The following is a 14,736-nucleotide window of genomic DNA, read 5'->3' on the forward strand; positions in this document are numbered from 1 at the left end:
TTTTTACAAATAATTTGCTGTATAATCATTCCTGTTAATAAGCATTTATTTACAGAACATTTGAGGTAAATTATGAAAAAAGCAAAACTAATAAAACTTATTTCCCTTGCGGCAATTTTTCTAGGAATTGGAAGCATTGGTTTAGCAGCCAGTGCTGGAGATGTTAATGCAAGCAGTGAAGATGAAACCGTGATTACACCTCCAGAAGTTGCAGTAGAAACTGGTAATGAATATGGTGTCTTAAAAAAAGATGTTTTTCCTAATAGCTGGAAAGGTTACTGGGGCGGTAAAAGTGATTACCGTTACATTATCCGTGAAGGCTTTGGCGACATTTGTGGCAACTGCGGTATTACGGAGTATGGTTACGTAAAAGGTACACATAACTATCCGTGGCAAATGCCTGAAGAATGGAAGAAAAAATGTGTAGCAAATAGATTGTATCTTCACGCTTTTCGTAGAACATGGGTAAGCAATGCTGGCATCACATGGGCGATCTTAGGCTATCCATTATCTGAACCTATCCAAAAAGATGACATTGCTATTACTTGCCGCACCGAAACAATCAAAGGTAAGAAGTACCGTGTCATGTTCGAAGCTAATCCGAAAAACTTCAAGGTAACCAGTCAGTACTTTAGAACCAAGAAGTTAACCAAAAAATATGCTCATCATCAATTCAAAGACATGGAGTATTCAGCCAAGTTTTAACTTAAGTACTCACAACAATTACAAATAAAAAAGGTGGCAAAAGCCGCCTTTTGTTTTACCCATTACGCAAATTATCTTTTTCATTAATTAAGCTAGTTATCCAATTGGACAAGTGTTTTATTTAGGTTTTTAGTCTTATCTTCTGACTACATAATAAAAACCCCGAAGTTAAGATTACTTAATTTCGGGGCTTTTAACGAAGTCATGCTTCTTTTTATTTAGCTTTCATACCATTGTTATAGTATTCCAAACTACCAATTTCTCCAGACAACTTAAATTTGCCATTTTGATAAACTAGTTTAGTTACAGAATCATTAGCTAATCCTTTACCTTCAAAAGAAGGGAAATTTTGTGTTGATAAAAATAAGTTAATCGACATACCTGAACTTACTACTAGAACATTACCGCCTTTACGCTGGTGTTTCTTTGCAATTTCAGTCAGTACATCGGTCATCCGCTTTTCAACAACTTGTGAACTTTCTGCACGATACTGTTCAGGAAGATTGGTGTTTAACTTATTCTGCTGATCTAAAGCGTAGTAACCATCTTGCATTTTATTTTGGAACAGTTTGCCTTCTTTTTTCACAAAGTCGTCAATGCTGTCATAACCAAAATATGCTGCAATTTCAGGAACATTTTTCGCTACATCTGGTCTTCCTTCATAACTACCATAGTTACATTCGCGAAGACGCTCGTCAGTCTTAACTTTTATCTTCTTATTACCAGAGTAATCCAAAGCTCCACGAGCAGTTTTTTCTTGTCTGCTCAAGTCACCAGAATATGCTGCTTTAAACTTTGTTCCTTTAAGACCTTTTCCAAGATACTCTGCCCCTTTGATACCGTTATCGGTCAAAGTATAGTCACTCCAGCCTTGTGCAAGATGCATAACATTAGCTGTAGTTTCACCATGACGAGTTAAGTAAATCACTACAGGTTTATTACTACTCTGACTCTTTGCTTGAATTTGAGTGGAGTTAGTGGAAAATAGGCCTAAAACTCCCACAAGTACTGTTAAAAAAGTAATTATTTTACGTTTCATTGCTTTTACCTAAATTAAATATCATAACTATGCTAAATCTGCACCGTTAGTGTCGATAACCTTCTTGTACCAGTCAAATGATCTCTTCTTGTAACGATCAAATGTTCCGTTACCCTCATCGTCTTCATCAACATAAATGAAGCCGTAGCGCTTAGACATTTCACCTGTTGAAGCACTAATCAAATCAATACAGCCCCAAGGAGTATAGCCCATTACGTTAGCACCATCGTCAATTGCTTCAGAAATTGCTTCGATATGTTCACGAAGATAGTCAATCCGATAGTCATCATCAACATAATGATTTTCATCAGGCTTATCAATCGCGCCCAAACCATTTTCAACAATGAATAATGGTTTTTCGTAACGATCTGACAATTCGTTAAGTGCAATTCTCAAACCAGTTGGGTCGATTTGCCAACCCCAGTCACTAGCCTTCAAAAATGGGTTCTTAACACCACCCAACAAGTTACCAGCGGCAGTTTCTTGATTTTCATGAGTTACATCAACTACTAGTGACATGTAATAGCTGAAGCCAATATAGTCAACAGGATTCTCAGCAAGCAAGTCAAGTTCTTTATTATTGTAATCAATATCACTTAACTTAACACCATCACGAGCTAGTAAACTCTTAGTATAAGCTGGGTAATGACCACGAACTTGTACATCAGTACAGAAGAAATTATTAACTTGGTTATCTTGCAAAGTAGCTAATTGATTCTTGGGATCAGAATCATAGCTATAGGTAGTTCCATATGCAATCATACAACCAATCTGCATATCAGGATTAATCTCGTGACCAATCTTAACAGCTTTAGCGCCAGCAACAAATTGATTATGCCATGCTTGGTAGATATTCTTCTTATCACCAGCACCATTGCTCAATACCAAACCTTGACTCATGATTGGAAAATGAGTTGCACTGTTAATTTCGTTAAAGGTCATCCAGTATTTAACCTTGTCCTTATAACGAGTTAAAACTGTGCGTGCAAAGTTCTCATAAAAGTCAATTAGCTTTTTATTCTTCCAACTACCGTATTCAGTAACCAAGTGGAGTGGCATTTCATAGTGTGAAATGGTAATAACTGGCTCGATGTCATACTTTAAACATTCATCAATTAATGCATCGTAGAACTTGAGTCCTTCTTCATTTGGTTGCTCTTCGTCACCGTTAGGGAAAACTCTTGACCAAGCAATTGAGAAACGATAGCATTTGAAGCCCATTTCAGCAAAAAGCTTGATGTCTTCTTTAAAGTGATGATAGTGATCAATACCAACATGGTTTGGGTAAGTATATTTAGGATCGAGCTTAAAATCAAAGTCAGGTGAAGCGATAATGTCCATTCGCTCTTTTCCACCAGGCAAAACATCTGCAATCGATAAACCTTTGCCGCCTTCTTGGTAAGCACCTTCTAATTGGTTAGCAGCAGTTGCGCCGCCCCATAAAAAGCCTTTTGGAAAATTATTAGTCTTCATCATAGAATTTTTCCTTTTCGTCAAATTCACTGATAGTTTTCTGAGCTATTACGCAAAGTGAACTATTATGCTAAATCTTCACCATTAGTGTCGATAACCTTCTTGTACCAATCAAATGATCTCTTCTTGTAACGATCAAATGTACCGTTACCTTCATCGTCTTCATCAACATAAATGAAGCCGTAACGCTTGGACATCTCACCAGTTGAAGCACTAACTAGGTCGATACAGCCCCAAGGAGTGTAACCCATTACGTCAGCACCATCTGAAATTGCTTCAGAAATTGCTTCGATATGTTCACGAAGGTAGTCAATTCTGTAATCATCATCAACATAGTGATTTTCATCTGGTTTATCAATCGCGCCCAAACCATTTTCAACAATAAATAAAGGCTTTTCGTAACGATCTGATAATTCATTAAGTGCAATTCTCAAACCAGTTGGGTCGATTTGCCAACCCCAGTCACTGGCCTTCAAGAATGGATTCTTAACACCACCCATCAAGTTGCCATTAGTGGTTTCTTGATTTTCGTGAGTTACATCAACTACCGATGACATGTAGTAGCTAAAGCCAATGTAGTCAACTGGATTCTTAGCAAGTAAATCAAGTTCTTCATCATTGTAGTCAATGTCACTTAATTCAACGCCATCACGAGCAAGCAAGCTCTTAGTGTAAGCTGGGTAATGACCACGAACTTGTACGTCAGTACAGAAGAAATTGTTAGCTTGATTATTTTGCAAAGTAGCTAATTGATTCTTAGGATTAGAATCATAGCTGTAAGTAGTTGCATATAAAATCATGCAACCAATTTGCATGTCAGGGTTGATTTCATGACCAATTTTAACAGCTTTAGCGCCAGCAACAAATTGATTATGCCATGATTGGTAAATATTCTTCTTGTCGCCTGCGCCATTGCTCAGTGTCAAGCCTTGACTCATGATTGGGAAATGAGCTGCACTGTTAATTTCGTTAAAGGTCATCCAGTATTTAACCTTGTCCTTGTAACGAGTCAAAACTGTGCGTGCAAAGTTTTCATAGAAACCAATTAACTTCTTGTTTGTCCAACTACCATATTCAGTAATTAGGTGAAGTGGCATTTCGTAATGTGAAATGGTGATAACTGGTTCGATATCATACTTCAAGCATTCATCAATGACTGCATCGTAGAACTTAAGTCCTTCTTCATTTGGTTGTTCTTCATCACCATTAGGGAAAACTCTTGACCAAGCAATTGAGAAACGGTAGCATTTGAAGCCCATTTCTGCAAAAAGTTTGATGTCTTCCTTAAAGTGGTGGTAGTGATCAATACCAACATGGTTTGGATAAGTATATTTAGGATCAATCTTAAAATCAAAGTCAGGTGAAGCGATAATCTTCATTCGCTCTTTTCCACCAGGCAAAACATCTGGAAGTGATAGTCCTTTGCCGCCTTCTTGGTAAGCACCTTCTAATTGGTTAGCAGCAGTTGCGCCACCCCATAAAAAGCCTTTTGGGAAATTATTAGTCTTCATAAAAGATATTCCTTTCTTTAAATACTTATTATTCTAAGTCTAGCAACTTGTCACCAACTGTTACATCACCGCTAGCAACCACATTAACCTTATGATAGTTATTAGTGTTAGTGACAATGATTGGCGTTGTAACTTCGTAGCCAGCCTTCTTAATTTTATCGATATCAAATTCGATGAGTGGTTCACCTGCTTTAACAGTTTTACCCTTCTCAGTTAATAGTTTAAACCCTTCACCGTCTAATTCAACAGTGTCCATGCCGATATGAATCATAACTTCGGCACCCTTAGGTGATCTTAAACCAATTGCATGACCAGTTGGGAAAGTCATTGCAATTTCACAATCAAATGGTGCACACACTTGGCCATCTTTTGGTTCGATTGCAACACCTTGACCCATTGAGCCGCTTGCAAATACTTCGTCTTTTACATCACTAAGAGGTACGATTGTACCATTTAATGGGGCAACTAATTTTTCAGCTTCATTGTATGAAGCTTGAGCTGCTGGCTTTGCAACAGTTTCTGTTTCTTCTTCTGACTTAATGTTTCCTGCTTCTGCAGCAGTGCCAGCAGTAGCAAGAGCAGCTTGTTCATCTAAAGTCTCATCAACACTGTTCTTACCAAAGATCATTTGAAGAACAAAACCAAGAACAGTTGCAACAACCATTGCAATAATTAAGCCGTATACAGTACTGTCAAAACCATTCTTGCCCATTGCACCTGGAATTGAGAAAATACCCATTCCGGCCATAATGTAGAGCTTAGTACCAAAGAATCCAATTAAACCACCACCGATTGCGGAAGCAATACAACTGATGATAAATGGCTTCTTACGTGGCAAAGTAAGGCCGTAAATAGCTGGTTCAGTAACACCGAAGATGCCTGAAACAAAGGCTGGAATAGCAATACTACGAGTCTTTTCATTCTTAGTTTGGAAGATCATTGCTAAAACAACACCAGTTTGAGCAAATGATGCAGCTAATGATAAACCAACGATTGGGTCATAGCCCATTGCAGCAACGTTGGTCATCATAACCGCAACGAAGCCCCAGTGAACGCCAAAGATAACAAATACTTGCCAGAAAGCACCCATTAATACACCGGCCAAAATTGGGCTAAAGTTGTAAATAGCACTTACGATTGCAGCAATACCATTACCTGCCCAAGTTGCAACTGGTCCGATAACAAGGAAAGTAACTGGAACAGTAATCAGTAAAACAACAAATGGTACTAAGAAAGTCTTAACAACGTCAGGAATAATCTTACGAGCAACTTTTTGTACCTTAGAAGCAAACCAAACAGCAATAATGATTGGAATAACTGATGAAGTATAATTCATTGAAATTACTGGGATGCCCAAGAAAGTCATATGAATTGGAGCTTGTAAGAAAGTACCTTTAAAGATAGTAAACAATGCAGTCTTACTACCAGTCATTGCAACAATTGATGGGTAGCAAAGTGCAGCACCGATAGTTGCACCTAAATAAGTATTTATGCCAAACTTGTTAGCTGATGAAATACCTAAAATAACTGGTAAGAAGTAGAATAAACTATCACCAATTGCGTTTAAGATAATGTAGGTACCTGAGGTTGCTGATAACCAACCCAAAGCTAAGAACATTGCGTTAAAGCCCTTGATCATACCAGCAGCACACATTGCACCTAAAAGTGGATTGAAGATACCAGAGATTAAGTCGATAAACTTATCAGTTAAACTCATGTTACTGTTATCAACATAGTCATCAGGAACTGATCCACCATCGCCAAAGCCACCAATTTTAATTAAAGTATTGTAGACGTCAGCAACGTTATTTCCAATAACAACTTGGTATTGTCCACCAGATTTAACTAGTGATAAAACACCATCAGTTGCTTTCATCTTTTCGTCATTTGCCTTTGAAGTATCCTTCAATTTAAAGCGTAGACGAGTTGTACAATGCACCACGCTGGCAACATTTTCTTTACCACCAACGTTGGCGATAATTTCACGACTTAGTTCTTCGTAAGCCATTTTTCCCTCCAAAATCTAAAACCCGAGAATATAAAGAATCTGCTCTGTAAATTACATTACGCAAAATACATAGCTCATCTTTAAGTTCTCGGGTTAATGCCTGTAAACAGTAACACACCGTTTAAACTAGTAATTAATTTTTAATTGAAGATTGCTCTGAATCATCAGTATGATCACTCTTCTGGCGATGAGTAACTCGCCATACATGAAGCGTTAAATATACTTCATCATCAGGTTGCAATTTCCAACCAGCTTGTTTAGATAAATAAGTGCCGATTTTTAAAACCGTCTCGTATGCTTTTTGATACTTTACTTTCATTAGTTCAAGTAAAGAAATATCAAGCTCACTCCCATCACCTTCGTCATCTATTGGGTAGAGATGGCGTACCATAAATGATCTAAGATGCGTCATAAATCTACTAAAATTAAATGATTCAGTGTCAAGTTGCATGCCGTATTGATATTCAATAATTTCAACTACACCGCGTATCAGCTTGGTAATCTTGATTGTGTCTTGAATTTTAGCTTGATTTGAACCGGCATTGATAAAGTGGTAAGTAAGAAAAACTTCTTCTGTCTTTGGAAAAGCTAATCCTGTTTCCCCTTCAATCAACCTCAGTGCGTCTTTTGCAGCCGCATACTCTTTTGGAAATAATTTATTTAATTCCCAGCCGAGTGTATCCTGCCCAAGTTCAACACCTTCATCGTTTCGCTTTAGCATAAAATCGATGTGATCAGCTAAAACCAGATACTGATAATCAGAAAACTTTACGTCCAATCGCTTGTTAACTAGATTAATAACATCGGTTGTTAAGGACAATGTTCGATCGTCAAGATCACTAACACTGTCAATCATTTCAATGTTCTTCTCAACTGCAACAAAGCGACGGGTAATTTTATCTTCATCAATCGGATCACCTGGCTTTTTACCAAAGCCAATGCCATTTCCGATTACTACCCAATCAACACCAGATTCATCCGACACCAAGGCAGCGTTGTTGTTAAAATTTTTGATAAATTTCACTCAGCAAACTCCTCTTTCAATAAAAAAACCTATGAACAACACTATGGGCTTATATCCTTGTTGTTCATAGGTTAATGCCTGATCGAATCAGTAACACACTTATTTACGTATATGATTATAGAACAGTGTTAAAGCGATTTCAACAATTATTTGAAGATTTTTTATCAGTACTTGTATTTATTTCAAATAAATGTGCAAATAGCGATTTTTTCTCTAAAATAAAGTATAGTGATTATTAAAAATAGCGGAAGGTAAACCAAATTGGCTAAAAAAAAGCAAAACTCTTCATTATTAAAGCAAAAAATATGGTCCTCTATTCAAATCATCCTGATTGGTGCCCTTTTTTACTTGGGCGTTACCCTGATCTTTTTTGGTTCAGGCTTTGGGAGCTCCTATCTTTTCCAACAAAACGCTGAAAAAGCAACTTCAGAATTAACTGCTAAGCAGGCTACTAAAAACAAAAAACGCAAGACTAACTATGATGCAAGCAAAACAGAATCGATTAGCGCGAGCAGAATACTTAAGTCGAAGCAGGTTAAGGCTTATGCAATTGGACGTATTTCAATTCCAGCCGTTAACATTCATAACCCACTATTTGCCGGATATGGTGACCAAAACCAAAACTTAGAATACGGTGTGGTTACCTGCCTCCCCGACAGAACAATGGGCGGCAAAAACAACTACGTTTTAGCCGGCCATTATATGGGATCATATGGACCAGCGGTTTTAGACAATCTGCATTTAGCCAAAATAGGTGACCTGATTTACGTAACCGATCTTCATCATATTTATGCCTATGAAACAAACAGTATTTCGTTTGCAGTCAAGCCTACTCAGGTGGAAGTCGAAAATAATGTTAATGACAAAAGTATGATTACATTGATAACCTGTTCCGATTTCAACACCTCAAAATATGGTTATGGTGAGCATCGAACTGTGGTCCAAGGCGACTTAATCAGTAAAGTTAAGGCAACTAAAGCAAATCTTGCCGCTGCAGAACTAACTGCTAATTCTGAATCAAAAGAAAATAAGAAAGAAATTTCTTTACCTGTTAAAAATAAGAAGAAAGTGGTCAAAATACGCGTTCAGGTTCACTCACGTATCCACCCACAATTTTTCCAAAAAATGAGTGTAATCAATGCTTGTGTGATTGGCTTTAATATTATCTTCTTCATCATTATCTGCTGGTGCTTAATGAGAACTTGGCGTAGATAATTTCGCTGAAACACGCGTATTAATAAAGAAATCTAAATTTTCTGCTATTCATATACGTGTATTAGTAAAATGCTAGATAAATCAAATTGATAAGGCAAAAAGCCTGTTACTTTGGGAATTTCAACAAAGTAACAGGCTTTTTTCGTCAGTCATAAATTTTATTTAGACAAATTATTAATTCTGATATTAGAAATTTGGTCAATTATAATTTTATTTAAATTATATTATGAAATTTAATGGTTAGTTTTATGCTGTCCTAATATACTGTAAATGTACTTAACTTTATTCTATAGGAGGATATCATGGATAATCACAATAATATTCAACAAAAGAAAGAAAAGTTATTATTTTGCGGTATGGCATTAGCAGCACTGGGTTTGGTAGCTGCTAGCCCAGACACTGCCAGCGCCAAAACTACTGCACCTGCTCAAACTACTGAGCAAACCACTGCAGATAAAGGTAATGCTGACACAAATAAAGATACGCCAATCATAAGAGACTGGAATGGATTGAAAGTCACATATGATCAAAAGACACATGAGCTGACCATCCCTGAAGGAACAATAGCAGCTCCTGATGGTGCTGATCCTACACCAATTAGTGCTATAAATATCAATTCTAAAGATACCGATTTTAATGAAATCCATAGCATTAACTTTAAAGGTAAATTAACTATCAAAGGTTCAGCTTCTGGTCTTTTTAGCAATCTTCCTAAACTAGAAAAGATTGATCTTACTAACGTTGATACCTCAAATGTAACAAACATGGATCTTCTATTTGCTTTCTGCTCAGGTTTAAGAGAGATTGACGGCCTTACAGACACTGCAAACGTAACTAGCATGGGGGCCACGTTCTATGGTTGTTCAAGCCTTACTAGAATTGACTTATCCCACTTCAATACTAGTAAGGTTACTTGCATGATTAGTATGTTTAATGGCTGCTCAAGTCTAACAAAATTGGATTTAAGCAATTTTGATTCATCAGCAGTTGATATGATGGACTACATGTTTACCGGCGACAAGAGCCTAACTTCATTAAATATTGGCAAATTTAAGTTGGGTAATGCTTCTGGTCTAGGCAAAGCTATTACTATGAAAAACATGCTTGAAGGCTTGGATGGCCTGACCAACTTTACGTTCAATGTAAATGATGATCTCAGTAAAACTGGTTTTGATACAAAAGCCATCTGGCAAGAAGTAGGTGCTGGTACTCCTGAAAAGCCTGCGGGCAAAGACAAACTCTCTACTTCCCAATTACTTGCTAAATACCCTGTTGAAAATGAAAAAGATGCTGATAAGACAGTAACTTATGTCAAAGTTGCCGAAGATCACTCAAGTGTAACCCCATCTACTCCTTCAACACCTACTGTTACCGCACCTGTTACTAACAACAATCCTAAAACCAAACCAACTACTCCATCTACTCCTAAACCAATTGAGAGACCGGTTTACCGCACAGTAATGCATAACACTTACGTTTATGATCAAGATGGTGCTCTTAAAAACGGTGAATACTTTGCTGGCCAATCCATTGCAACATATGGCACTAAAATAATTGATGGTAAGAAATACTACGCTTTAGGAGACAATAGCTTCGTTAAGGCTAATAATATTTCTGGTATTAAACGTAGATTAACCCACAATGCATATTTATATAACGCAAAGGGTAAAAGAGCTAACAGAAAAGTTCTTAAAAAGCATAAATCTGTTGTAACTTATGGTGGCTCTGTAAAAATCCACGGCAAACGTTTCTATATTGTCGGCAAAAACAGATATGTTAAGAAAGCTAACTTCTAATAAAACAAATAAATAACAGCTCTTAAGCACTTATCGCTTAAGGGCTGTTTTTATATGGCTATATACAATTATGAAATGCAAATCGCTAACACTTTATTCTCATCGATGATATAATAATGCCCAAATTAAACATGTTATAAGTTAAAGTAAAGGGAATATTAAAATGAGCAAAAAAATCAAGGTTCAACAAGCAGAGAAAATACTGTTTGGCGCTATTGCATCTTCTGCATTAGTAGGTATTTCTACTAATATTAAGCATGTAAAAGCTGACAGTTTGCCAACTAGTCAATCAGCACCCACCAATCAAGCAAACAAAGCAGACTCTGACTCAGCTATTACAGAACAAGCAGAAAATACGCAAAGTCCAACAACTGCAACAACTGAGAATAACCAGGAAGTACAAACAGAAACTGATACTCCTGTTTCTTCACCAACTCAATCAGTTCAAACTGTAAATTGGAATGGAATAGATGATGTAACCTATGATGACGTCAGTAAAACACTAACGATTCCTGGAAGTTCTAAAACGATAACAAACCCTGGACGCATTCGTGGTAATTTAGGGACTATTGATGCGACGAAAATTCAAACAATTAATATTACTGGTCCTATCAAGTTAAGTGGTTCAATCAAAGGACTTTTTAGTGAGTTAGATAATTTAACCGCAATTAATGGATTAGAAAAGCTTGATACTTCTGATGTAAGCGACATGTCATTTTTGTTTGATCATGATGTTAATTTAACTAGTTTAAATCTAGGCCAGCTTAATACCGCTAACGTTACTAACATGGACCACATGTTTAGTATGTGCCAAAAACTAACTTCACTTGATGTTAGTCAACTAAACACAACTAAAGTCACAATTATGAACTCAATGTTTTATGATTGTGAAGCTCTAACAAACTTAACTTTAACAGCTGCTAATGGCTCCACAAAATTTGATACCAGTAATGTTACTGATATGACTTCAATGTTTGAAAAATGCATCAGTTTGCCTAGCATTGACCTGAGTAACTTCAATACTTCAAGTGTTAAAAGCATGCAGCATCTTTTCTATCTATGTGCAAAGCTGCCAAGCCTAGACTTGAGTAAGTTCAACACTACTAATGTTACTAATATGGCTGGTCTTTTTAGCAAATGCTATAGCTTAACTAAACTAGATTTAAGCAGTTTTGACACTAGGAATGTCACTGATATGTCCCACTTAGTCAGTGTTTGTGATAACTTAACTGACATAACTTTTGGCAATAACTTTAAAACCACGAATGTTACCAACATGAATTCAATGTTCTATCATCTACAAAATATGAAAGAACTGGATCTAAGCAGTTTTGATACTTCAAAAGTTACCGACATGGCATATATGTTCCAAAGTACTAAACTAACCAAAATTAATCTTAGTAGCTTTGATACTTCAAAAGTCACTAATATGAAATGGATGTTTTATCAAAGCAATGCTTTAAAAGAATTAGATATTCACAACTTTGATATGTCTGCTGTAACCAATTCTGACGAAATGTTGGAAGACCTAGATTCATTAGATATTTTAGTATTGGGCAATAAGAACAACATTAAGGATGCAAAGCTTAATACGCCAGGAAAATGGGTTAACGTAGGTCACGGTACACATAATAATGACAATAATCCGGAAGCATCAAAGAACTGGTCTTCAGACGAATTAACAGCAAACTACAATCCAGCTACAGATGCTGGTCGCTACATTCACTTCACTAAAAAGCCTGACGCACCAGTTACTCCAAGCTCTCCAAGTGTTCCTGAACCAAGTAAGGCAGCAAATGTTACTGTTCACTATCAGGATAAGGACGGTAAAACACTTAGTCCTGATGAAATTTTAAGTGGCAATATTGGCGATGGTTATATTTCAAATACAAAAGAAATTCCTGGTTATGTATTAATGGAACGTCCTAATAATGCAACTGGCTTTTTCGGCAGTAACCCTCAGGATGTTACTTATGTTTATCAAAAAGCGGGTCAAATCGGCACTGGCAATGAGAACGAAAACGTTGTTCCTGCAAAAAGTAACAGTAAGACTGGCACCACTAATAAAGCTAGCCAAAAGAAGTCAGCAATTTCAGGCCACTATGCACAACAAACTGATCCCCAAAAAGATCAAGCTTCTTCAGTTTCTACCGCCTCTTCGAAAGAAAGCACGTTACCTCAAACTGGTAATAATAAAACAGAGAAAACTTCTCTCTTTGGTCTCGGCTTGCTTGCAATTTTAGGTAGCTTAACTAGCAGTTGGTTTACACGCAAACGCAAAGAAAATTAATAACAATTATACTTAAATATTATATTTTAAAATGCGATTCCTTGAATGGAACCGCATTTTTTGGTTTTATTTTCAATATTTATAGCTAAAAAATAAAATAACTGTATAATCAATTTTGGTAATAAAGCCTATTATCCATTAGAAATAGCAGGCAACTTCCATCAACTTTAACTTATATATTAACAGATGCCTGCGATTAATAAATATATGTAAGAACGTATATAAAATAACAAATTACCTCTAATTTATTATTCAATAATTAAAATCGCTTTCACAGCTTTTATATCAATGTTTTTCAATTGTGATTTTTGAAATTTCGGGTTTGATAAAATTAAGTTATAATGTAACCATTTCATTGAAAAAGGCTCGGTCTATACCAAACCGGTCTATACCCCTGTTACAGAGCCATTTGTTAAACTTTTAGTACTATAAGTTACTAGTATTAAACTATTAATTATAAATATCTATTAATTTATACTATGATTTTTTGCAAGGACGTGTTATACTTTAGTAGTCATAAAAATAATTTATATTATTCTAGTTTTGTTTATTTTTGAGAGAACAGAAAAGCAAGTGCATAGAAAATGAATAGACAAACAAACAGACATTTAAAATTTAAGAAATTATTATTGAACTCTTTAGCAATCGTAGCTTTTGGCGCAACTTCAATTGGTACCAATCCTGTTGCTGCTGCAACTACTGGTTCAAGGACTTTTTCTTTAAGAGCCTCTGACGGAAAATCAGCTACTTCTGGTGCAGGAAGTATTGCCGCTCCTAAGAAGGAGAAACTACGAAAAACACCAAAAAAGGGTGAAAAAATTGGTTCACGTACTTTTGTCCTAGGTGCTTCTGACGGTACAATGGCAGACACTGAAGATGCAGATGCTGCCCCAACTCCTAGTGACAAAGGATATGTTACCGTGCATTATCTTGATCGAACAGGTAAGACTCTCGCACCAGATAAGATTTTGCAAGGAAAAATCGGTGACAACTATTCTACTTCCGCACAGAAGATAACAGGCTATTCATTATTTGAAGCTCCTGCTAACGCAACTGGAACTTTTAGTTCTAATCATCAATCAATTACTTATGTTTATGAACTTACCGATGCCGTTATTGACGGTGATGCAGTTGGAATTGGAATTGCAGAATCCAGTGCAGGTGTTGAAGCAGATAATGCTGCAAGTACAGCTAATAAAAAGAGTAACCCAGCTGCTAGTTCAAAGGTAACTCCCCTAGCAACTCATAAATCACAAGCAAAGAACGTAACTTTAAACACTGCAAGCCATGCTAACGTTACAAGCCGCAGTTTACCACAAACCGGTGTAAACAAAGGTTCACAATTGGCTCTTCTAGGATTAGGATTCTTATCAATATTTGGAGGTTTGATAGGAGCATGGTTCAGTCGTAAGGGAAAGAAATTGAGTTAGTTATCAAACGATATTTAAAAACCGAATCGAATATGATTCGGTTTTTTTATGCCCTAAATTTTAAAGCTATTACACTTTTTTAGATAACGCTCTGAATAATCCTTTCAGTTCCAAGTATTAGGTTAACATTAAAAAATAGCCCAAAATTACTGTTTTTGAAAAATATTTTTTAAAATAACAGTTCTCCTTTTTATTGCTGCTTTTCGCCTAGTGGCTCTTTTAAGTCAGTTTATTTAAAATCTTAT

General features: G+C 36.3%; 10 protein-coding genes. 5 read left to right on the forward strand and 5 right to left on the reverse strand.

Translation table 11 applies throughout. From position 1 onward, the window contains the following. Positions 1-72 precede the first annotated feature (72 nt). Positions 73-705 carry a hypothetical protein gene (locus H3R25_RS05670; protein WP_198194540.1) on the forward strand — a complete coding sequence of 211 codons (633 nt, stop codon included), beginning with the start codon at positions 73-75 and terminating at the stop codon, positions 703-705. 214 nt (positions 706-919) lie between these two features. Here H3R25_RS05670 and H3R25_RS05675 read toward each other — a convergent pair whose 3' ends face one another. From H3R25_RS05675 to H3R25_RS05695, 5 genes are all read right to left on the reverse strand, one after another. Next, positions 920-1,744: a histidine phosphatase family protein gene (locus H3R25_RS05675; RefSeq protein ID WP_198187997.1), complete on the reverse strand. Its 825-nt coding sequence runs from the start codon at positions 1,742-1,744 to the stop codon at positions 920-922. Between the two features lie 27 nt (positions 1,745-1,771). After that, on the reverse strand, positions 1,772-3,220 hold the full coding sequence (locus tag H3R25_RS05680; protein WP_370567433.1) for a glycoside hydrolase family 1 protein: 1,449 nt from the start codon (positions 3,218-3,220) through the stop codon (positions 1,772-1,774). A gap of 62 nt (positions 3,221-3,282) precedes the next feature. After that, complete coding sequence (locus H3R25_RS05685) at positions 3,283-4,728, reverse strand: glycoside hydrolase family 1 protein (protein ID WP_198194541.1); 1,446 nt, start codon at positions 4,726-4,728, stop codon at positions 3,283-3,285. Between the two features lie 28 nt (positions 4,729-4,756). Further along, positions 4,757-6,736, reverse strand: a complete 1,980-nt coding sequence (locus H3R25_RS05690; RefSeq protein ID WP_198194542.1) for a beta-glucoside-specific PTS transporter subunit IIABC — start codon at positions 6,734-6,736, stop codon at positions 4,757-4,759. Between the two features lie 133 nt (positions 6,737-6,869). After that, a complete protein-coding gene (locus tag H3R25_RS05695; protein WP_122036197.1) occupies positions 6,870-7,760 on the reverse strand; it encodes a PRD domain-containing protein in 891 nt (296 codons plus the stop codon). 261 nt (positions 7,761-8,021) lie between these two features. Between H3R25_RS05695 and H3R25_RS05700 the strand changes: the two genes are divergently transcribed. The 4 genes from H3R25_RS05700 to H3R25_RS05715 all read left to right on the forward strand — a co-directional run bounded on the left by H3R25_RS05700 (position 8,022) and on the right by H3R25_RS05715 (position 14,491). After that, positions 8,022-8,975 carry a class A sortase gene (locus H3R25_RS05700; RefSeq protein ID WP_232354568.1) on the forward strand — a complete coding sequence of 318 codons (954 nt, stop codon included), beginning with the start codon at positions 8,022-8,024 and terminating at the stop codon, positions 8,973-8,975. A 302-nt stretch (positions 8,976-9,277) separates the two neighbouring features. Then, entirely contained in the window at positions 9,278-10,771 is a 1,494-nt protein-coding gene (locus H3R25_RS05705) for a BspA family leucine-rich repeat surface protein (RefSeq protein ID WP_198194543.1), read from the forward strand. 163 nt (positions 10,772-10,934) lie between these two features. Then, positions 10,935-13,061, forward strand: coding sequence for a BspA family leucine-rich repeat surface protein (locus tag H3R25_RS05710; RefSeq protein WP_198194544.1), 2,127 nt, complete (start codon positions 10,935-10,937; stop codon positions 13,059-13,061). Between the two features lie 584 nt (positions 13,062-13,645). Further along, positions 13,646-14,491 carry a MucBP domain-containing protein gene (locus H3R25_RS05715; RefSeq protein ID WP_198194545.1) on the forward strand — a complete coding sequence of 282 codons (846 nt, stop codon included), beginning with the start codon at positions 13,646-13,648 and terminating at the stop codon, positions 14,489-14,491. Positions 14,492-14,736: the final 245 nt, after the last annotated feature.

Source organism: Lactobacillus sp. M0390 (assembly GCF_016102085.1).
GTDB lineage: Bacteria > Bacillota > Bacilli > Lactobacillales > Lactobacillaceae > Lactobacillus > Lactobacillus apis.